We start from the raw sequence: 20,391 nt of genomic DNA, 5'->3' as shown, positions 1-20,391 counted from the left end.
CCGGCTGCACACCTTTCGAAGAGGAACTGATGAACGCCATGAACCGATTCGCGAACTCCACCGAGGCCCCCGAGTTCGACGCGCCCCAGATCGTGCGCCGCACCCGCCGCAGGCGGACCGCCGGCATCGCCGCCGTCGCCGCCGCCCTCATCCTCGGGGGCGGGGGGACGGCCCTTGCCACCTCGGTCGTCGGCGGCGACGCGGAGCCCACGGCGAGCAGCACGGCCACCCAGAACGACGCCACCACCATGCTGTACGGCACCCCCGGCGGCGTCATCATCCCGATCGACTTCGGGGGCTGGAACATCGACAGTGCCAAGACGTACATGCAGAAGACGCAGACGAAGGTCGGCACCGTCACGAAGAAGGCCGTCAAGGGCTGTAAGCCGACCTCGGTGATCGGCGTGTCCCCGCACGCCCCGAAGACCGTACAGAACGGCGACACGGTCAACTTCACCGTCTGCGCCGGCTGACCAGGCCCTGACCTGACAGGACGCCCGCCCCTGCGCCAATCAGGGGCGGGCGTTCGTCACAGGATCACACCGGACCCGGCCCCGCAGCGACTGGGTCCGGGATCCGCCGCCGGTGCGGGGCAGGATCCGGGAGAGCCCCCGGCAAGGTCGGCCAGGGGCTCTTAGTGGGTATCGCCGCCGGTCAGCCCAAGCCGGGACCCCGCACCGGAATCGACGTGAACGTCGGCTGCGGAGCCGGATCTTGGAAGAAGTCGTTGCCCTTGTCGTCGACCACGACGAACGCCGGGAAGTCCTCCACCTCGATCTTCCAGACGGCCTCCATGCCGAGCTCCTCGTACTCGACGACCTCGACCTTCTTGATGCAGTCCTGGGCGAGCCGGGCCGCCGGGCCGCCGATCGAGCCCAGGTAGAAGCCGCCGTGCGCGTCGCACGCGTCGGTGACCTGCTTGCTGCGGTTGCCCTTGGCGAGCATCACCTTGGAACCGCCCGCCGCCTGGAACTGCTCGACGTAGGAGTCCATGCGGCCGGCCGTCGTCGGGCCGAAGGAACCGGACGCGTAGCCCTCGGGCGTCTTCGCCGGGCCCGCGTAGTACACCGGGTGGTCCTTCAGGTACTGCGGCATCTCCTCGCCCGCGTCCAGGCGTTCCTTGATCTTGGCGTGCGCGATGTCACGGGCCACGACCAGGGGGCCGGTCAGTGAGAGGCGGGTCTTCACCGGGTACTTGGTCAGCTCGGCGAGGATGTCGTCCATCGGCTGGTTCAGGTCGATCCTGACACTCTGCCTGTCAGCGGCTTCGCCGCGGGCCGAGGCCTCGGCACCCTCGTCGAGGGTCTCGTCCGTCGTCTCCGGCAGGAAGCGCGCCGGGTCCGTCTCCAGCTGCTCCAGGAAGACGCCCTCGGCAGTGATCTTCGCGACGGCCTGCCGGTCGGCGGAGCAGGAGACGGCGATGGCGACGGGGCAGGAAGCGCCGTGGCGGGGGAGGCGCACCACGCGCACGTCGTGGCAGAAGTACTTGCCGCCGAACTGCGCCCCGATCCCGATCGTCTGCGTCAGCTCGAAGACCTTCTCCTCCAGCTCCTTGTCCCGGAAGCCGTGACCGAGCGGCGAGCCCTCGGCGGGGATCTCGTCCAGGTAGTGCGCGGAGGCGTACTTCGCGGTCTTCAGCGCGTACTCGGCGCTGGTGCCGCCGACCACGATCGCCAGGTGGTACGGCGGGCAGGCGGCCGTACCCAGCGAACGGATCTTCTCCTCCAGGAACTTCATCATGGAGGCCTCGTTCAGGACGGCCTTCGTCTCCTGGTAGAGGAACGACTTGTTGGCGGAGCCGCCGCCCTTCGCCATGAACAGGAACTTGTACGCGCCGCCGTCGGTGGCGTACAGCTCGATCTGCGCGGGGAGGTTGGAGCCGGTGTTCTTCTCCTCCCACATGGTGAGCGGGGCCATCTGCGAGTAGCGCAGGTTGAGGTTCAGGTACGCGTCGTAGATGCCGCGGGACAGGGCCTTCTCGTCCTCACCTTCGGTGAGGACGTTCTGTCCGCGCTTGCCCATGACGATCGCCGTGCCGGTGTCCTGGCACATCGGAAGCACGCCTGCGGCGGCGATGTTCGCGTTCTTCAGCAGGTCCAGAGCGACGAACTTGTCGTTGGCGGACGCCTCGGGGTCGTCGATGATGCGGCGCAGCTGGGCCAGGTGGGCCGGACGCAGATAGTGCTGGATGTCGTGGATGGCCTCCTCGGAGAGCTTGCGCAGCGCCTCCGGCTCCACCTTGAGGAAGGTCCGCCCGTCGGCCTCGAAGGTGGAGACACCCTCGGAGGTCACCAGCCGATAGGGGGTGGTGTCCTCTCCCATGGGGAGCAGATCGGTATACGCGAACTCAGGCATCTCAGCCCATTCCTTCTCGACGAACGGCACCCGCCTCCGTTGGCGGGCGCCCACCAGCGTAGAACCTGCCGAAGGCAGCGAGCTTGTGAGGTAGTCCTCATTCGGCCGGGGCAATGTTTTCCACAGGGCTGGTCGCGATCTATCGCGTTTCGGTACGCTGCTGCCGTGGACCTTCAGAAGCACACCGAACCGCAGGTGCAGGAACCCTCCGCCCCGCGGGCCGGCGCTCCGCAGGCCGGTGACCTGCGGGCCGGTGACCTGCGTGCCTCGGACGCCGAGCGCGACCGCATCGCCGACATCCTGCGCGAGGCCCTGGCCGAGGGCCGCCTGACCGCCGACGAGCACGCCGAGCGCGTCGAGGGGGTGCTGAGCGCGAAGACGGTGGGTGAACTGGAGGTCTTCATACGGGACCTGCCCGCCGCCCACGCGCGCCGGTCCGCCCCCGCCTACACCCCGGCCCCCAACCGCCCCACGGACACGCTCCCGCACGACCCGGACGACAACGTGGTCGCGGTCTTCAGCGCCGCCGTCCGCAAGGGCCGCTGGCGCGCGGGCCGCCGTATCCACGCGTACGCGGTCTTCGGCAGCGTCGAGATCGACCTCAGTGAAGCGATCTTCGAGTACCAGCAGGTCGTGATCAAGGTGATCTCGGTCTTCGGTACCGTCGAGGTGCGCGTCCCGGAGAACGTCTCGCTGCGCGGCACCGGTGGCGGAGTGCTCGGCACCTTCGAGGTGGACAACCGCGACTCGGACGATCCGGAGGCCCCCGTCGTCTACGTGGACGGCTGGGCGGTGCTCGGCACCATCGAGGGCAAGCCGAAGCGCGGCAAGCTCGTCGCGGACATCCTCGAACGGGTTCAGCACAAGGTCGACAAGGGTTTGCGCAAGCATCTGGATCGTTGACGGTGGTGAATTCGACCCCGGGGGAAGCGGTGGACGGCGCCCGGGGTCCACGCGCTTCCGGTGCGCGCGAACCCACGGAGTCCAGCGGTTCGGAACTCAGTGCATAGGCGCGCGCACAGCGGGTAGGCCTTGCTGCATCGTCTCTCGCTCGCGAAGCCGTCGTCAGGAGTAGACCGTGCTGCAACCGCCGCATTCGTCCGTGCAGGTAGCTGCCGTTCCGGCCCAGCGGGTGCCAGTGCGGGACAGGGACCAAGACGCACCCTGGCACACCGAGGCGGTGTGCCGGCGCGACGAGGCCGGCCTGTTCTTCGCCCCGTCCAAGGAACCCACCGCCGCCCGCCTCTCCCGCGAGGAGGCCGCGAAGCGCGTCTGTGCCCGCTGTCCCGTCATGGTGGAGTGCCGCGAGCACGCACTCCTGCAACCGGAACCGTACGGAGTCTGGGGCGGCCTCACCGCCGCCGAACGCCGAGTGGCCCTGGCCAGGCGCCGTCGCCGCGAACTGGAGATCAAGAAGACGACCAGGGGAGCCGACCGCATAGCGGCAGCGGGCTGACCTCCCGCCCAGGAAGGTGAACACGTGAAGAGGAGCGCCCCCACCGCACTGGGGAGCGCCCCTCTTTCCGGCGTACGGGGTGGGTCCCCGTCCGGTGTCTACTTCCCGCGGTCGAAGTCGATCGCGCTGTAGGCCCGCAGCTTGCTGAGCCGGTGCTCGGAGTTGATCCGCCGCACGGTCCCGGATTTCGACCGCATCACGATCGAGTCGGTCGTCGCCGTCTCCGACCGGTACCGCACCCCGCGCAGCAGCTCACCGTCGGTGATCCCGGTGGCGACGAAGAACACGTTCTCCCCGGACACCAGGTCGTCGGTCATCAGCACCCGGTCCAGGTCGTGCCCCGCGTCGATCGCCCGCTGCCGCTCCTCGGCGTCCTTCGGCCACAGCTTGCCCTGGATGGTCCCGCCCAGGCACTTCACGGCACAGGCCGAGATGATGCCCTCCGGCGTACCGCCGACGCCGAGGAGCAGGTCGACACCGGTGCCCTCGCGCAGGGCCAGGATCGAGCCGGCCACGTCACCGTCGGAGATCAGCCTGATGCGCGCGCCGGTCTCCCGGATCTCGTTGATGATGCCCTCGTGTCGCGGCCGGTCCAGGATGACCACGGTGACATCCTCCGGCGTGGACCGCTTGGCCTTGGCGACCCGGCGGATGTTCACCGACACCGGCGCGTCGATGTCGACGAAGTCGGCGGCTTCGGGCCCGGTGACCAGCTTGTCCATGTAGAAGACGGCGGACGGGTCGAACATCGACCCGCGGTCGGCAGCGGCCAGCACGGCGATCGCGTTGGTCATGCCCTTGGCGGTCAGTGTGGTCCCGTCGATCGGGTCGACGGCGATGTCGCACTCCGGCCCGGTCCCGTCGCCCACCCGCTCACCGTTGAAGAGCATCGGGGCCTCGTCCTTCTCCCCTTCGCCGATGACGACGACGCCGTTCATCGACACGGTGTGGACGAGGGTCCGCATGGCGCGCACGGCGGCACCGTCGGCGCCGTTCTTGTCTCCCCGCCCGACCCAGCGGCCCGCGGCCATCGCCGCGGCTTCGGTGACCCGGACGAGTTCCAGGGCGAGGTTGCGGTCGGGAGCCTCGGAAGGAACTTCGAGCTCGGACGGCAGATGATGATGCTCGGTCATCGAGCGCACCTTTCTGATACGGCGACGGCCGGATGAGGGTATGGACCCGACTCTATCGCCAGACAGACAAAATGAGCAGGGGGCCCCACGGATGAGCGGGCCAGGGCACCTGCGACGATAGGGACGTGGCAGGTTCGAAGGGCAAGCAGAAAACGGTCCGGGACATGATTCTCTCCCTGGGCCTGATCGGTATCGCGGCGGCGGTCATCTACGTGTTCATCCCGCACAACGACTCCGCTCCGGACCTCAAGAAGGTCGACTACCGCGTCGAGTTGCTCACAGCGCGCCGCGCCGCGTCCTACCCGGTGGCCGCACCCGAAGGCCTGTCCGGCAGCTGGAAGGCGACGTCCGTCCGCTTCCAGGGCGACCGGTTCGACGCCTGGCACCTCGGCTTCCACGCCCCCGGCGGGGAGTACGTGCAGATCGAGCAGTCGACTCAGAAGCCGTCGACGTTCATCGACGCGGCCAGCCAGGGCGGCAGGGAGACCAAGGCCACCCAGGAGATCGACGGCCGGACGTGGACGCGCTACACCGGCGGCCGCTACGACGCCCTGGTGCTCACCGGGAAGGGCGCGACGACGGTGGTGGCCGGCACGGGCTCGTTCGCCCAGCTGACCCGGATGGCCGAGGCGCTGAAGACGGCCTGAGCGGCCGTACCCGGCGGGCGGCCTGAGCGGCCGTACCCCGCGGGCGGCCTGAGCCGCCGTACATGACGAGAGGCCCCCGGTGTCGGTACCGGGGGCCTCTCGCGTGCGATGTCGCTCAGACGGTGGTGACGACCTCGTCGTACGCCAGCCGCGGGGAGCGCGGGAACCAGGCGTCGTCGCCCGGCTTGCCGATGTTGACGACCATCAGCGGGGTGTGGTCGTCGTCCAGGAACTCCTTGCGGACGCCCTCGAAGTCCAGACCGGTCATCGGGCCGGCGGCGAGGCCCGCGGCACGGACGCCGATGATGAAGTACGCGGCCTGCAGGGCGGCGTTCAGGCCGGCGGCACCCTCACGAGCGGAGCGCTCGGCGAAGAAGAGGTCCTTGGCCTGCGGGAAGTGCGGGAGCAGGGCCGGCAGCTCCTCGTGGAACTCGTTGTCCGCGGAGAGGATCGCGACCAGCGGGGCGGTGGCGGTCTTGGGCTGGTTGCCCTCGGCCATGTGCTGGACCAGACGCTCCCGCGCCTCGGCGGAGCGGACCAGGGTGATGCGCAGCGGGCTCTGGTTGAAGGCCGTCGGGCCGTACTTGACCAGGTCGTAGATCGCCTGCACCTGCTCGTCGGTCACCGGCTCGTCGGTGAAGGTGTTCGCGGTGCGGGCCTCGCGGAACAGCAGGTCCTGGGCGGCGGAGTCAAGAACGAGAGACATACGGGAACCTTCTCGGGGATGTTCGTCGGATCCGGGGGGTGCCGGACCGGCTGACGTCTCCGACCGTACGGTAATAAACTTCAATGTTCAACCAAAATCGGGGCTGGTGATCCGCTTCACAGCCACGGCTTCGTCGGCCGCCCCGGTCGCGCGGACCGGCGCTACTCGGCGCCCTTGCCGGCCGTGTCGGCCCCATCGGCCTTGCCTGACTCGCCCCGGCCGCCCTCCTCCTCGGCCAGCGCCGCGTCCAGCCGCGCCCGTGCCCCCTCCAGCCAGCGCCGGCACACCTTGGCCAGCTCCTCGCCGCGCTCCCAGAGGGCGAGGGACTCCTCCAGCGTCGTACCGCCCGCTTCCAGCCGCCGTACGACGTCGATCAGCTCGTCCCGCGCCTGCTCGTATCCGAGACCCTCGGTCACCGCGGCCGTCTCCTCCACCTTGCTGGTCATTCGTCCACCCTATGCATCGACACGCACCTCGAACTCGCCCTCGGCCACCCGCGCGCGCAGCACCTCGTCCCCCGTGACCTCGCCCGGATCGCGGACGACATGCCCGTCGGTCTTCTGCAGCACGGCGTACCCCCGCTTCAGGGTCGCGGCGGGGGAGAGGGCCACCACGCGCGCGTGGGTGTGCGTCAGCTCCGAGTCGGCGCGGTCGAGGAGATGACCCAGGGTGCGACGCCCCCGGTCGACCAGCGAGGCCACCTGGGCAGCCCGCTCGTCGATCATCCGGTACGGGTCCTCCATCGACGGCCGGGCGAGCGCATGGGCGAGCCCGCGCTCCTCCCGCTCGATGAACGCCCCGACACACCGCCGCGCCCGGTCCCGCAGCAGCCGCACCCGCCCGTACTCCTCGCCCACATCCGGTACGACCTTCTTCGCGGCGTCGGTCGGGGTGGACGCGCGAAGATCGGCGACGTGGTCGAGGAGGGGGTTGTCCGGCTCGTGCCCGATGGCGGACACGACCGGCGTACGGCACTGGGCGACCGTCCTGATCAGCTGCTCGTCGGAGAACGGCAGCAGATCCTCCACGCTGCCACCTCCACGGGCGACGATGATGACGTCCACGTCGTCGAGCGAGTCGAGCTCCTTCACGGCCTGCACGACCTGCGGCACGGCGTGCACGCCCTGCACGGCGACGTTGCGCACCTCGAAGCGGACGGCGGGCCAGCGGTGCCGGGCGTTCTCCAGGACGTCGCGCTCGGCGGCCGAGGCCCGCCCGCAGACCAGCCCGACGAGCTGGGGCAGGAAGGGCAGCGCCTTCTTCCGGTCGGCCGCGAACAGTCCTTCCGCGGCAAGGGACTTCTTCAGCTGCTCGAGCCGCGCGAGGAGCTCCCCGACCCCGACGGGCCTTATCTCGGCGGCCCGCAGCGACAGTTGCCCCCGCGGCGCGTACCACTCGGGCTTCGCCAGGACGACGACCCGGGCTCCTTCGCTCACCACGTCCGCCACGGCGTCGAACACCTGGCGATAACAGGTGACGCTCACGGAGATGTCGTACGACGGGTCCCGCAACGTCAGGAACACGACACCCGCGCCGGGCCGCCGTGACAGCTGGGTGATCTGCCCCTCGACCCACACGGCCCCGAGCCGGTCGATCCACCCACCGATGAGCCGGGACACCTCACCCACAGGCATGGGGGTTTCCGCGGACGTGTTGACAGCCATGCGGCGAGCGTAACGGCCCGGTCCGACAACGCCCCTGTGACCGGACGGGCCGGGGCGGCGGGGCAGGGCGACGGGGGCGGCGGCGGGGGCGGCGGCGGGGGAACGCGGGGAAACGCGGCCTTACGATGGGACCCATGACTGCTTCTCCTGGCCGCCGTGTCCTGCTCGCCGCCCCCCGTGGCTACTGCGCGGGTGTGGACCGCGCTGTGATCGCCGTCGAGAAAGCGCTGGAGCAGTACGGCGCTCCGGTGTACGTGCGGCACGAGATCGTCCACAACAAGTACGTCGTGCGAACCCTGGAGAAGAAGGGCGCCATCTTCGTCGAACAGACGGAGGAGATTCCTCCAGGGAACATCGTCATGTTCTCCGCGCACGGTGTGGCCCCCGTCGTCCACGAGGAGGCCGAGCGCGGCCGTCTCGCCACCATCGACGCCACCTGCCCGCTGGTCACCAAGGTCCACAAGGAAGCCGTCCGCTTCGCGGGCGAGGACTACGACATCCTCCTGATCGGGCACGAGGGCCACGAGGAGGTCATCGGGACCTCAGGCGAGGCCCCTGACCACATCACCCTCGTCGACGGCCCCGCGGACGTGGAGAAGGTCGAGGTCCGGGACCCCTCCAAGATCGTCTGGCTCTCCCAGACCACGCTCTCCGTCGACGAGACCATGGAGACCGTCGACGCCCTCAAGGAGAAGTTCCCGCAGCTGATCTCCCCGCCCAGCGACGACATCTGCTACGCCACGCAGAACCGTCAGCTCGCGGTGAAGCAGATGGGCGCGGAGGCCGAGCTGGTGATCGTCGTCGGCTCCCGCAACTCCTCCAACTCCAAGCGGCTCGTCGAGGTCGCCAAGCTCGCCGGCGCCCGCGAGTCCTACCTCGTGGACTTCGCGAGCGAGATCGACGAGGCATGGCTGGAGGGCGTGACGACAGTGGGCGTCACCTCCGGCGCCTCCGTCCCGGAGGTGCTCGTCGAGGAGGTCCTCGAGTGGCTCGACGCGCGCGGTTACGGCGACGTCGAACTGGTCAGGGCGGCCGAGGAGACCATCACCTTCTCGCTGCCGAAGGAACTCCGCCGCGACCTGCGCGAAGAGGCGGCGGCGCTGGTGGCCGAGCGGACGGCGCTGGTGGCCGAGCGCGGTGGCTCCGGCTCGGCGTCCGGCTCCGAAGGTGCCTCGGCCGAATGACGGTCACTCGTTCGTCGTAACGTAAGGCCATGCAGATCTTCGGCGTGGACATCGGCGGATCCGGGATCAAGGGCGCCCCTGTGGACCTGGACAGGGGCGATCTCGCCCAGGAGCGCTTCAAGGTGCTGACCCCGCACCCGGCGACGCCCGACGGGGTGGCCGACGGCGTGCGACAGGTCGTCGAGCACTACGGCTGGACCGGGCCGGTCGGCCTCACCTTCCCCGGCGTGGTGACGGACGGATCACACATCCGTACGGCGGCCAACGTCGACAAGAGCTGGATCGACACGGACGCGCGCGCCCTGTTCAGCGGGCGCCTGGGCGGCCTGCCGGTGACGGTGGTCAACGACGCGGACGCCGCGGGCGTCGCCGAGATGAACTTCGGCGCGGGCCAGGGCCGCCGGGGCACGGTCTTCCTGCTCACCTTCGGCACGGGCATCGGCAGCGCCCTCTTCGTCGACGGCGTCCTCGTCCCCAACACCGAACTGGGCCACCTGGAGCTGCACGGCCACGACGCGGAGAAGCGGGCGTCCAGCAAGGCCAAGGAGGACGGCGACCTGACGTGGGAGCACTGGGCGCACCGCGTCCAGAAGTACCTCGCCCATGTCGAGATGCTCTTCTCGCCCGAGCTGTTCATCATCGGCGGTGGCGTCAGCCGCAAGTCCGAGAAGTTCCTCCACTACATCGAGGGCATCAAGGCGGAGATAGTCCCGGCGCAGCTGCAGAACAACGCGGGGATCGTGGGGGCGGCGATGAGAGCGGCCACGGAGTAGCTCCTTTCGCGGGGCCCACTTGGCGGGCCCGGGGTGCTGGGCGCGGGGCGGGCCGGGCGGGCGGGCGTTTCGGGCGGACGGGGCGGGCGGGGCGGGCGGGCGTTTCGGCAGGTCGGTGGGCCGGGCAGGCCGCTGGGCTCGTGGGCCGGTGGGCCGGGCAGGCTCGTGGGCCGGTCTGCCGGCGGGAGAAAAAACCGGCGGCTCGACAGCGGAAAGGGATCACGCGGGCCGGCGCTTCCGGGCCGCCCGGCGGGCCATCAGGCGGATCTTCCGTACCGTCGCGATCAGGCCGGCGATCAGCGTCCCCCCGTAGAGCCACCCCGCCTGGGTCGCGAGGGCGGTGAAGAGGCCCATCAGCCGGTCGCCGAGTCCGCTGCCGCTGTCAGCCACCGGAAGAAGCCCCACGGCGAAGGCGATCGGCACGATGACCGGCGCGGTCACCAGATCGGCCCGGCGGATCCACAGGGCGGTCATCGTGCACACGGGGAGGAACAGGACGCCGTACACCGTCAGCGAGGCCCCGAACAGCACACCGTCGACCCAGCCGAGCAGGAACATCAGTGTCCCGCAGAACAGTCCGCCGCCCAGTCCGGTGAGCCGGGGGTTGGGCATCCGCCGTACGGCCTGGACCAGCGGCGGCCCCGACGGCCGTACCGCCGCCGTGGGACGGCGCGGCACCCCACCGATCTGCCCCGCACGGCCCGGTGCATCGGTTCTGCCGGGCCGCGCCGGGCGGCCGTTCGCTCCCCGGGCCGCCTGCGGGGGCAGGGGCGGGGTCGTGCCGCGTCGTGGGCCGTACTGGCGGGGTCGCGTCCTGTGTTGCTCCACTGGACCAACTTAGGTCGGTTAATGTGCTGAATCGCTCCTCGGACACGCCGTCGATCGGACCTTGGCCAAGCGTTCGATACGTCGCCGGTGCGGGCGCGGGCACGCCGTAGACTGGTGGATCGGCCCCGGGCCTGTTCCCAGGAGCCTGTTCTCAGGGGTCCGTCCGACAGGCCCCAGGCCCGTCCTCTCACGCCAGCCCTCTCACTCCGGGAAGTCGCACCGTGTCGCTCACGATCGGAATCGTCGGTCTGCCGAATGTCGGCAAGTCGACCCTGTTCAACGCCCTGACCAAGAACGACGTGCTGGCGGCCAACTACCCGTTCGCCACGATCGAGCCGAACGTCGGCGTGGTGGGAGTGCCCGACCCGCGCCTGGTGAAGCTGGCCGAGATCTTCGCGTCGGAGCGGATCCTGCCGGCCACCGTCGACTTCGTCGACATCGCGGGCATCGTGCGCGGCGCGAGCGAGGGTGAGGGCCTGGGCAACAAGTTCCTGGCGAACATCCGTGAGTCCGACGCGATCTGCCAGGTCATCCGTGCCTTCAAGGACGAGAACGTCGTTCACGTCGACGGCAAGGTCTCGCCGAAGGACGACATCGAGACGATCAACACCGAGCTGATCCTCGCCGACCTCCAGACCATCGAGAAGGTCCTGCCGCGTCTCCAGAGGGAGTCGCGCATCAAGAAGGACGTCGCTCCGAAGGCGAAGGCCGTCGAGGAGGCCATGGGGATCCTGGAGAGGGGCGACACGCTGTTCTCCCAGGGCATCGTCCAGGGCAGCGAGCGTGCGGAACTCCTGCACGACCTGCACCTGCTGACGATGAAGCCCTTCCTCTACGTCTTCAACGTCGACGAGGACGAGCTGGTGGACGACTCCTTCAAGGACGAGCAGCGCGCCCTGGTCGCCCCCGCCGAGGCGATCTTCCTGAACGCCAAGCTGGAGTCGGAACTCGTCGAACTCGACGAGGAGGACGCGATGGAACTCCTCCAGTCCGTCGGCGTCGAGGAGCCGGGCCTCGCCACCCTCGCCCATGTCGGTTTCGACACCCTCGGCCTGCAGACCTACCTCACGGCCGGCCCCAAGGAATCCCGCGCCTGGACCATCAAGAAGGGCGCCACCGCCCCCGAGGCCGCCGGTGTCATCCACACCGACTTCCAGAAGGGCTTCATCAAGGCGGAGGTCATCTCCTTCCACGACCTGGTCGAGACCGGCTCGGTCGCCGAGGCCCGCGCCAAGGGCAAGGCCCGCATGGAGGGCAAGGACTATGTGATGCGGGACGGGGACGTGGTGGAGTTCCGGTTCAACGTGTAGCGGCTGACCTATCACCACGTCGCTGATCTGCCAAACATGCAGGTCAGGGAGGGCTCAACTCTTCGGAGTCGGGCCCTCTGTTTTTCCCGTGCGGGGATGGTGCTGGGATAGCTGACCCCTCGTCACCTGCTGTCATCCCTGGTCATCCGTACCGTGCTGGGATCGTGCTGGGAAGAGATGCGAGAGCCCGTGCTGGGTCGTGCACTGTCCAGGGCCCGGCGCAGTCCCGCGGTCTGTATGGCGCCCGAGATGTTGATCACCAGCACGGACTCGTCCCCGCTCTGGAGGCTGCGCAGGGCGCGCTGTCCGCGACGGCATGCCGATCGGCGGGGCGCACTCGAAGGGCGCTGCCCACGGCTCTGTCTACCTCGCCACAGCCTCTGTGAAGCGCCAGCAGGCCGACCTCGCGGGTTGGGCCGGTGGATCCGGCGGAAGCCTTCGATGCCGCGCTGGTCACCGGTGGGCTGCCACTGATCTGCGCGGAGTGGCCGCGGGGCGCAGGGCTGTGGGACTTCCTCGGTGAGGCACTGAGTGACCCGGTCTCGGCTCTGCTGGTGTCGGCCGAGCGCTCGCTGGCTGCTGAATTCCCTCCGCAGGCTCAGGCGCGTACGGTGCTGGCGGCTATCGGCAGTGGCGAGCGGACCATCACCAACATCGCCCGCGCAGCCGGCGGAATCGGGGCCACGCCGCTGCAGCGAGCGCTGGCGCTGCTTACGGGCAAGCGGATCGTCGCTGCGGAGCTGCCCGTATCGCCGCGCCCGTCGAAGGATCGCCGCTACCGAGTGCCGGATCCCTACCTGCGGTTTTGGCTGCACCTGCTCGGCCCGTCCATGGAGGAGATCGAACGGGGGCGGGGTGATCTGACCTTGGCGCGGATCCGGGAGAGCTGGACCAGTTGGCGCGGCCGGGCGATCGAGCCGATCATCCGCGAGGCGCTGGCCCGGATGCTGCCCGACGATCAGCTCCCCGCAGCCCCCGCAGCCCCCGCAGCCCCCGCAGCCCCCGCAGTGGGTGGCTACTGGACCCGCACCAACGACGTCGAGATCGATATCGTCGCGGCGGATCGCGCCCCCATTGCCAAGGAGCTGCTCTTCGTCGGCTCCATCAAGTGGCTGGAGCAGTCGCCCTTCGACCGGCACGACCTGGCGGCTCTCCATCGGCACCGGGCCGCCCTCACCGGCGGTCCTGTCCCCGTCGTGGCGGTCTCGCGCAGCGGAGTGGACTGTCCGGGACTCGATGCCATCTACGGCCCTGGCGATTTGCTGACCGCCTGGCCGCTGTGAGTGGCGGATGGCGGCAAGCGGTAGCGACCCGGCGAGGCCGGGGCCCCGAGATCGTCAGTGTGGGGCGATCGGGTGATATGGGTGCTATGGCGGCTGTTTACGCTTACGTCATGTTCTGAGATGTCTAGTGTTGACGCGGAAGTGAAACGCCACGGGGTCGATTCCCGTGCCGACCGTCTCGGAGAACGAGGTTTCGCCGCGTGCGCGGGTGCGGATTTCAGCGGGTTCTGGGACAGCGGGTTCTGGGTCAGCGGGTTCTGGGTCAGCGGGTTCTGGGAAAGAAGGTGCCTTCCGTGCGGACGCGACGGCTGCGAGGTCTCGCTGTGCTGCCGTTGCTCGCGTCTGTGCTGGCCGCCTGCGGTGGCGGCGAAGGCTCCGGACCGATCGCTGTCAACTGGTACAACTTCCCTGACGACTCAGGGGCACTGCAGAAGGCGGCCGACAGGTGCAGCAAGGCCTCCCAGGGGCGCTACCGGATCGTTTACCACAAGCTGCCGCGTGCCGCCGACGGCCAGCGCCAGCAGCTCGTCCGCAGGCTCGCCGCGCAGGACAACTCGCTCGACATCCTGGGCCTGGACGTCACCTGGGCGGCGGAGTTCGCCGAGGCCCGCTGGATCCGTGAGTGGACGGGGGCGGCGAAGCGGCAGGCTCTCGAGGGCACTCTGCGTGTGCCGGTGCAGACCTCGATGTGGAAGGGCAAGCTGTACGCCGTTCCGTACAACACCAACACCCAGCTTCTCTGGTACCGCAAGGATCTGGTGCCGACTCCGCCCAAGACCTGGGCCGAGATGCTGACCATGGCCCGCGGCCTCGCCCAGAAGGGCAAACCGCACTTCGTGGAGATCCAGGGCGCCCAGTACGAGGGCCTGACCGTCTGGTTCAACACACTGATCAACAGCGCGGGCGGTTCGATCCTCAACAAGACCGCCACCGAGCCGTCCCTCGGTCCTCCCGCGGTGCGGGCCGCCTCCGTCATGCGCGACATGGCGAGATCTCCGGCCGCGGACCCCTCCCTGTCCAACCAGATGGAGGACCAGAACCGCCTCGCCATGGAGTCGGGGACGGCGGCGTTCGAACTCAACTACCCGTTCGTCTATCCGTCGATGAAGGCGAACAATCCGGCGCTGTTCAAGAACTTCCGCTGGGCGCCGTACCCCCGGGTCGACGCGAACCGTCCGGCACGGCCCACGATCGGCGGGATCGACCTGGCCGTGAGCGCCTACTCGCGCCACGCCCAGCCGGCCTTCGCGGCGGCCCTGTGCCTGCGCAACCGGGAGAACCAGCTCACCGCGGCGCTCGAAGGCGGTCTGCCGCCCACCCTGCGCGGCATCTACGACGAGCCGTCCTTCATCAAGCAGTACCCGTTCGGCAAGGAAGTCCTGGCCGCCCTGGAGTCGGCGAGCGTACGCCCGCTCACTCCGGCCTACCAGAATATCTCGATCGCGGTCTCCCACACGCTGTCCCCGCCGTCCGGGATCAAGCCGGAGAGTTCGGTCAGGACCATCAGGGACCAGATCGACAACGCTCTGCAATCCAAGGGTGTGATCCCGTGAGTCCCCATTTCCCGCACCACCGCGCCCGCGGCTGCCCCCGCGCCCGCGGCTGCCCCCGCGCCCGTGGGTGTCCCCGCGCGCGGGCCTGGTCTCCCGGCGGCGGGAGATGAGCACGCAGGTCCAACCGGGCGGAGCGCCGCCGCCCGAGGCGGAGCAGAAGCGGCGGACCCGGGCGGCGCTCTCGGCGGGAGCCCGGCAGGAGCGGCGGCTCGGCTGGCTGCTCTGCGCACCGGCCGTTCTGGTCATGCTCGCCGTGACCGCCTATCCCATCGGGTATGCCGTCTACCTCTCCCTCCAGCGGTACGACCTGCGCTTCCCGGCGCAGGCGAAGTTCGTGGGCCTGAGCAACTACGGGGCGGTGCTGTCCTCCCCGTTCTGGTGGGACGCCTTCTGGGTGACGCTGTTCGTCTCCGGGGTGTCCGTCGTCATCGAGCTGGTCCTCGGCATGGCTATCGCCCTGGTGATGCATCGCGCCATCTTCGGGCGCGGGACGGTCCGCACCTCGGTCCTCCTGCCGTACGGGATCGTCACCGTCGTCGCCGCCTTCTCCTGGCAGTACGCGTGGACACCGGACCTCGGGTACCTCGCCGGGCTGCTGCCCACCGGATCGGCTCCACTGACCGAGCACTGGCCCGCCCTGTGGCTGATCGTGCTCGCCGAGGTGTGGAAGACGACCCCGTTCATGGCGCTCCTGCTGCTCGCGGGACTCGCGCTGGTCCCCGAGGAGACCCTGAAGGCGGCCATGGTGGACGGCGCCACCGGCTGGCAGCGCTTCGTCAAGGTCATGGTGCCGCTGATGAAACCGGCCATCCTGGTGGCGCTGCTCTTCCGCACGCTGGACGCGTTCCGGATCTTCGACAACATCTACATCCTGACCGCGGGCGCCCAGGACACCGGTTCTGTGTCGATCCTCGGTTACGACAACCTGTTCACCTCGCTGAACCTGGGCATCGGGTCGGCGATCTCGGTGCTCATCTTCGTCTGCGTCGGGATCATCGCCTTCACCTTCGTCAAGCTGTTCGGCACTGCCGCACCCGGCGCGGAGGTGAAACGCTGATGGCCGCCGTCGGAAAGACGCACGCCGCCCGATGGGGCGTCGTGAACGTGGTGGTGATTCTGTACGCGCTGTTTCCGGTGTGGTGGATCGCCGCGCTGTCGTTCAAGAAGCCCAGCACCCTGACGGACGGCACCTACATCCCCAGGCAATGGACCTGGGAGAACTACAAGGGCATCTTCCAGACCTCCGAGTTCACCCGTGCACTGGTCAACTCGATCGGCATCGCCCTGATCTCCACGGTGATCGCGGTGGCGCTGGGCACCATGGCCGCGTACGCCGTGGCCAGACTCCGGTTCCCGGGCAAGCGGGTGCTCATCGGGATGTCGCTGCTGATCGCGATGTTCCCGCCGATCTCCCTGGTGTCACCGCTGTTCAACATCGAGCGCGTCGTGGGGATCTTCGACACCTGGATCGGTCTGATCATCCCGTACATGACCTTCTCGCTGCCTCTTGCGATCTACACGTTGTCCGCGTTCTTCCGGGAGATCCCCTGGGACCTGGAGAAGGCCGCCAAGGTCGACGGGGCCACGCCCGCGCAGGCGTTCCGGATGGTCATCGCGCCGCTGGCCGCGCCGGGCGTGTTCACCACGGCCATCCTCGTCTTCATCTTCTGCTGGAACGACTTCCTGTTCGCGATCTCGCTGACCTCCACCACGGCCGCGCGTACGGTGCCGGCCGCCATCGCGTTCTTCACGGGGAGCTCGCAGTTCCAGCAGCCCACCGGTTCGATCGCCGCAGCGGCCGTGGTGATCACCATTCCGATCATCGTTTTCGTTCTGTTCTTCCAGCGGCGGATCATCGCCGGACTGACCTCCGGGGCGGTCAAGGGGTGACCTGTCCGGCCGCGCGGACGGCCCGCCCGTCCGAGACACCGGCCACGCGACGCCCGGACCGGAAGGCACGAAGGCACGAAGGCAAGGAGGCACCACCGATGGCCGAGATCATCCTTGAGGGAGTCTCGAAGCGTTTTCCCGACGGAGCCCTCGCCGTGAAGGACGTGGACCTCGACATCGCCGACGGCGAGTTCGTGATCCTGGTCGGTCCGTCCGGATGCGGCAAGTCCACCACCCTGAACATGATCGCCGGACTCGAGGACATCACCGAGGGCACCCTGCGCATCGGTGGCCGGGTCGTCAACGACCTCGCTCCCAAGGAACGTGACGTGGCCATGGTGTTCCAGAGCTACGCGCTGTACCCGCACATGAGCGTCCGGGAGAACATGGGCTTTCCGCTGCGTCTGGCCAAGGTGGACAAGGCCACCGTCAACGGCAAGGTCGAGGAGGCCGCCCGCGTCCTCGACCTGACCGAGCACCTGGACCGCAAGCCCGCCAACCTCTCGGGCGGCCAGCGCCAGCGAGTGGCCATGGGGCGGGCCATCGTCCGCGACCCCAAGGCCTTCCTCATGGACGAGCCGCTGTCCAACCTGGACGCCAAACTCCGCGTACAGATGCGCACGCAGATCTCCCGGCTCCAGCGGCGCCTGGGCACCACCACCGTGTACGTCACCCACGACCAGACGGAGGCGATGACCCTCGGCGACCGGGTCGTCGTCATGAGGCAGGGCCTGGTCCAGCAGATCGGCACGCCGGCGCAGCTCTACGATCTCCCGCGCAACCTCTTCGTCGCGGGCTTCATCGGGTCCCCCGCGATGAACTTCCTGAACGCCACCCTGGAGGAAAGCCTCCTGCGTTCGCCCCTGGGGCCACTGCCTCTCGACGACCGGACGCGCAGGGAGCTGGAGCGCAAGAACGCGCGCCGCGACGTCATCGTCGGGCTGCGACCCGAGGCGTTCGAGGACGCGGCGCTGGCGCACGACCGAGGTCTGGGCGGGCCCGTGTACACAGCCACTGTGGACGTACTGGAGTCGCTGGGCTCCGATGTGTACGTCTATTTCACCGCGGAGGGCGGGCCCGTGACGACCGCCGAACTCGAGGAACTCGCCACGGATTCGGGCCTGCGTGACACCGGCGCCGGCGGGACCCAGCAAGTGGTGGCCCGCCTGGACGCCGCCACACGCGCCCGCGAGGGTCAACCCCTGGAGCTGCACGTCGACATGAGCAAGGCGCATGTGTTCGACCCGGCGACCGGCGCCAACCTCTCACATCCGGAGAACGTGGGCTGACGACCCATCCTCCGGTTCCCCCCAGGGGCGCCGGTGAGTCCTTACGTCGGCAATGGGGGTGGCGCCGGAGAAGTCATCCTTCATGGCGTCGACGACCTACTGAGGCCGGGCCAGTTCTACCAACGACTGGCGGTCCAGGTCAGCGGCACAGCTCGTCCACCAAGAACTGGAGTCGGTTCCCGTCGAGGGGGACACGGTGGGCGAGGAGGTTGCGGGCTTCGCGCAGAGTACGCAGGCGATGGCGCTCGGCGGGGGTGAGGGCGATCGAGCCGTCGCAGTGGGCGCTCCACATGCCGCCGAGTTCCATGATGTCGACGGTGGCGGCGGGCTCCTGAGCTGTGCCAGGTCCGCGCTGCGGGCCATAGTCCTGCGCGAGCCGGGCCAGCGGAACGCGCGCACGATGCCGGACGGTGGAGGTGAACTGGTCCCAGCGCTGCCGCAGAAAATGCGTACACCTCGCCTGCGGCAGCCGGAGAGCCCGCCACAGGTCGCGATGATCACCGTAGGGCTGAGGTTTCGCCATTCTCGTGATCGGCTACTGGGTTGCGAGTGACGGTGTGTGAGGTTGGCTGGTCGTCAGGGGGTTGGCGGGTGGGCCGACCCAGAAGCCAGGCACGGAACGCATAAGCGCGCCCCGGCCTACGGCACCCAATTGCGGACCGCGAAGAGGCATCATTCCGGGGCCGACCCTGATGGTGCGCCGAGGCTGACCATGCCTGGCCGTTGCCGTTTCGACCCGGTTGCGAAAACGCGTCAGCCTGTGGGCGCGCCGATCTGGTCGCGCTCCAGGACGGAACGCAGCTCCGAGAGGGCCTGCGCGGCGGCTCTCAGGGGGGACGCCTTGAGCGCATCCGCGGTCAGCTCGGCCAACCGCTCGGTAAAGGTCCCTTCTGCTGCGTCGACCAACTGCAGGCCGTCGTCGGTCAGGGCCAGCAGTGAGGACCGGCGATCGGATGGATTCGGCTGCCGGACGGCCCATCCCTGCTTCTCCAGACGGTCGATGGTCTTGCTGGCCGCCCCGATGCCGATGGCGAACTCGGCGGCGAGGTCAGCCACGCGGGACTCGGGGTGGTCGCGCAGGTAGCGCAGGGCCTCGAACTGCGAGGTGACGATTCCGTGCCGCTCACGGAGACGGTCGTTGAGGGCGTTGTAGAGACGCGTCTCGCATCGGACCAGGTCAGCGAAGAAGCCCGGAAGGTCGACCGTGTCACTGCTTGTTTTGGATGCCACGGCATGCAGTTTACGATACATGCCACGGCATATAGTGCCGTGGAAGTCACTTGCGGCAGGGGAAGAACGATGAGCAAGGAACAGCGGGCGCAGATTGACGCGATGCTGCGGCAGCCGCGGCCCGAAGGCCCCAGGTCTGTCGAGGCGATCCGAGCCGGATTCGAGGCGCTGATGGCCAAGATGATCGTGCCCGACAACATCCGCACCACGCGGACCACGCTCGGCGACCGACCCGCACTGCGCGTCGAGCCGGGCGAGGGTCTGCGCGCCGGGACGATCCTGTACTTCCATGGCGGCGGCTGGGTGTACGGCTCCCCCGAAAGCGTCCTGTCGCTGACGGGACACCTCGTTGCCAAGACCGGCTTCGGGGCATACTCGGTGGACTACCGGCTTGCCCCCGAGCACCCGTTCCCGGCCGCGATCGACGACGCACTGAGCGCCTACCGCGCCCTCCTCGACAGGGGCCAGGACCCTTCGACCATCGCGCTCGCCGGTGACTCGGCCGGCGGCGGCCTCACCGTCACGACCTGCCTGGCCGCCCGCGACGCGGGCCTCCCGCTGCCCGCTGCCGTCGTGACGTTCTCCCCGGGCCTCGACGCCACCCGCACGGGCGAGAGCATGGACACCAAGGAAGGCATCGACCCGATCCTCACCCGCAAGTCCGTGGAACACACCGGAGCCATGTACCTCGCCAAGCAGGACCCGCACCAGCCCATGCTCAGCCCAGCCGTCCTCGCCGACCTGACCGGCTTCCCCCCGATGCTCATCCAGGTGGGCACCAACGAGATCCTGCTGAACGACTCCACGCGCCTGGCCGCCCGCGCCCGCGCAGCCGGAGTGGACGTCATCCTCGACATCACCGCCGACGTACCCCATGTGTTCCAGTCTTTCGCCGGCGTTCTCGACGAGGCCGACCAGGCACTGGACCGCGCGGCCCTGTTCCTCACGCAGCACGTCCACATCCCCGACACAGCAGCCGCGTCAGCCGGGTAGATCGGGTCTATCATGATTTAGGTGTTTTTAGGCCCTTTGGCCTAGTGGCTTTTTGTTGGTCTGCCTGGCCTATACCCGTCCGGCGGTAAGGCGGCCG

At 69.0% G+C, this 20,391-nt stretch carries 20 protein-coding genes and 1 pseudogene; 13 read left to right on the top strand and 8 right to left on the bottom strand.

What is annotated here, in order from left to right; translation table 11 throughout:
• Positions 1 to 38: 38 nt before the first annotated feature.
• Positions 39 to 473, top strand: a complete 435-nt coding sequence (locus M2271_RS12860) for a PASTA domain-containing protein (RefSeq protein WP_280887296.1) — start codon at positions 39 to 41, stop codon at positions 471 to 473.
• Positions 474 to 654: 181 nt separating this feature from the next.
• Here M2271_RS12860 and M2271_RS12855 read toward each other — a convergent pair whose 3' ends face one another.
• Positions 655 to 2,355 (bottom strand): fumarate hydratase, encoded by a 1,701-nt coding sequence (locus tag M2271_RS12855; protein ID WP_280887295.1) that lies wholly within the window; start codon positions 2,353 to 2,355, stop codon positions 655 to 657.
• 243 nt (positions 2,356 to 2,598) lie between these two features.
• On the opposite strand from M2271_RS12855, the gene M2271_RS12850 reads away from it, so the two are divergent.
• Together M2271_RS12850 and M2271_RS12845 are read left to right on the top strand one after the other, a co-directional pair.
• Positions 2,599 to 3,258, top strand: coding sequence for a DUF1707 domain-containing protein (locus M2271_RS12850; RefSeq protein WP_280887490.1), 660 nt, complete (start codon positions 2,599 to 2,601; stop codon positions 3,256 to 3,258).
• 175 nt (positions 3,259 to 3,433) lie between these two features.
• The gene (locus M2271_RS12845; protein WP_280887294.1) at positions 3,434 to 3,811 is read left to right on the top strand and encodes a WhiB family transcriptional regulator; all 378 of its coding nucleotides are present in this window, start codon (positions 3,434 to 3,436) and stop codon (positions 3,809 to 3,811) included.
• A gap of 98 nt (positions 3,812 to 3,909) precedes the next feature.
• Here the strand turns inward: M2271_RS12845 and glpX are convergent, their stop codons facing one another.
• Positions 3,910 to 4,944: a class II fructose-bisphosphatase gene (gene glpX / locus M2271_RS12840; protein ID WP_280887293.1), complete on the bottom strand. Its 1,035-nt coding sequence runs from the start codon at positions 4,942 to 4,944 to the stop codon at positions 3,910 to 3,912.
• Between the two features lie 125 nt (positions 4,945 to 5,069).
• On the opposite strand from glpX, the gene M2271_RS12835 reads away from it, so the two are divergent.
• Positions 5,070 to 5,591 (top strand): DUF4245 domain-containing protein, encoded by a 522-nt coding sequence (locus tag M2271_RS12835; RefSeq protein WP_280887292.1) that lies wholly within the window; start codon positions 5,070 to 5,072, stop codon positions 5,589 to 5,591.
• A 115-nt stretch (positions 5,592 to 5,706) separates the two neighbouring features.
• On the opposite strand, the gene M2271_RS12830 is transcribed toward M2271_RS12835, so the two are convergent.
• The 3 genes from M2271_RS12830 to xseA form a co-directional block, all read right to left on the bottom strand.
• Positions 5,707 to 6,297: a malonic semialdehyde reductase gene (locus M2271_RS12830; protein WP_280887291.1), complete on the bottom strand. Its 591-nt coding sequence runs from the start codon at positions 6,295 to 6,297 to the stop codon at positions 5,707 to 5,709.
• 161 nt (positions 6,298 to 6,458) lie between these two features.
• Positions 6,459 to 6,743 (bottom strand): exodeoxyribonuclease VII small subunit, encoded by a 285-nt coding sequence (locus M2271_RS12825; RefSeq protein WP_280887290.1) that lies wholly within the window; start codon positions 6,741 to 6,743, stop codon positions 6,459 to 6,461.
• Between the two features lie 9 nt (positions 6,744 to 6,752).
• Positions 6,753 to 7,961, bottom strand: a complete 1,209-nt coding sequence (xseA, locus tag M2271_RS12820) for an exodeoxyribonuclease VII large subunit (protein WP_280887289.1) — start codon at positions 7,959 to 7,961, stop codon at positions 6,753 to 6,755.
• Between the two features lie 125 nt (positions 7,962 to 8,086).
• Here xseA and M2271_RS12815 point away from each other — a divergent pair, with 125 nt between their 5' ends.
• Together M2271_RS12815 and ppgK are read left to right on the top strand one after the other, a co-directional pair.
• Entirely contained in the window at positions 8,087 to 9,145 is a 1,059-nt protein-coding gene (locus M2271_RS12815; protein ID WP_280887288.1) for a 4-hydroxy-3-methylbut-2-enyl diphosphate reductase, read from the top strand.
• A gap of 29 nt (positions 9,146 to 9,174) precedes the next feature.
• Entirely contained in the window at positions 9,175 to 9,918 is a 744-nt protein-coding gene (ppgK, locus tag M2271_RS12810; protein WP_280887287.1) for a polyphosphate--glucose phosphotransferase, read from the top strand.
• Between the two features lie 219 nt (positions 9,919 to 10,137).
• Here ppgK and M2271_RS12805 read toward each other — a convergent pair whose 3' ends face one another.
• Complete coding sequence (locus M2271_RS12805; protein ID WP_280887286.1) at positions 10,138 to 10,746, bottom strand: DUF6542 domain-containing protein; 609 nt, start codon at positions 10,744 to 10,746, stop codon at positions 10,138 to 10,140.
• A 221-nt stretch (positions 10,747 to 10,967) separates the two neighbouring features.
• Here M2271_RS12805 and ychF point away from each other — a divergent pair, with 221 nt between their 5' ends.
• The 6 genes and pseudogenes from ychF to ugpC all read left to right on the top strand — a co-directional run bounded on the left by ychF (position 10,968) and on the right by ugpC (position 18,071).
• The gene (gene ychF / locus M2271_RS12800) at positions 10,968 to 12,056 is read left to right on the top strand and encodes a redox-regulated ATPase YchF (protein ID WP_280887285.1); all 1,089 of its coding nucleotides are present in this window, start codon (positions 10,968 to 10,970) and stop codon (positions 12,054 to 12,056) included.
• Between the two features lie 419 nt (positions 12,057 to 12,475).
• Positions 12,476 to 13,339, top strand: a pseudogene (locus M2271_RS12795) (DUF234 domain-containing protein); the annotation flags it as partial.
• A 293-nt stretch (positions 13,340 to 13,632) separates the two neighbouring features.
• Positions 13,633 to 14,892, top strand: a complete 1,260-nt coding sequence (locus M2271_RS12790; RefSeq protein ID WP_280887284.1) for an ABC transporter substrate-binding protein — start codon at positions 13,633 to 13,635, stop codon at positions 14,890 to 14,892.
• A 106-nt stretch (positions 14,893 to 14,998) separates the two neighbouring features.
• Positions 14,999 to 15,949 carry a sugar ABC transporter permease gene (locus M2271_RS12785; RefSeq protein WP_280887283.1) on the top strand — a complete coding sequence of 317 codons (951 nt, stop codon included), beginning with the start codon at positions 14,999 to 15,001 and terminating at the stop codon, positions 15,947 to 15,949.
• The gene (locus M2271_RS12780; protein ID WP_280887282.1) at positions 15,949 to 16,782 is read left to right on the top strand and encodes a carbohydrate ABC transporter permease; all 834 of its coding nucleotides are present in this window, start codon (positions 15,949 to 15,951) and stop codon (positions 16,780 to 16,782) included. Before M2271_RS12785 ends, M2271_RS12780 begins: the two co-directional genes overlap by 1 nt.
• Before the next feature lie 98 nt (positions 16,783 to 16,880).
• On the top strand, positions 16,881 to 18,071 hold the full coding sequence (gene ugpC / locus M2271_RS12775) for a sn-glycerol-3-phosphate ABC transporter ATP-binding protein UgpC (RefSeq protein WP_280887281.1): 1,191 nt from the start codon (positions 16,881 to 16,883) through the stop codon (positions 18,069 to 18,071).
• A gap of 139 nt (positions 18,072 to 18,210) precedes the next feature.
• Here the strand turns inward: ugpC and M2271_RS12770 are convergent, their stop codons facing one another.
• Both M2271_RS12770 and M2271_RS12765 read right to left on the bottom strand, forming a co-directional pair.
• Entirely contained in the window at positions 18,211 to 18,594 is a 384-nt protein-coding gene (locus M2271_RS12770; protein ID WP_280887280.1) for a hypothetical protein, read from the bottom strand.
• A 230-nt stretch (positions 18,595 to 18,824) separates the two neighbouring features.
• Positions 18,825 to 19,301, bottom strand: a complete 477-nt coding sequence (locus tag M2271_RS12765) for a MarR family transcriptional regulator (protein WP_037738445.1) — start codon at positions 19,299 to 19,301, stop codon at positions 18,825 to 18,827.
• A 69-nt stretch (positions 19,302 to 19,370) separates the two neighbouring features.
• Here M2271_RS12765 and M2271_RS12760 point away from each other — a divergent pair, with 69 nt between their 5' ends.
• The gene (locus M2271_RS12760; RefSeq protein ID WP_280887279.1) at positions 19,371 to 20,294 is read left to right on the top strand and encodes an alpha/beta hydrolase; all 924 of its coding nucleotides are present in this window, start codon (positions 19,371 to 19,373) and stop codon (positions 20,292 to 20,294) included.
• The last annotated feature ends 97 nt before the right edge of the window (positions 20,295 to 20,391 follow it).

The organism is Streptomyces sp. LBL, from assembly GCF_029893585.1.
In the GTDB taxonomy this organism is placed as follows: Bacteria; Actinomycetota; Actinomycetes; order Streptomycetales; family Streptomycetaceae; genus Streptomyces.
This window is presented reverse-complemented; position numbering and strand designations above follow the sequence as displayed.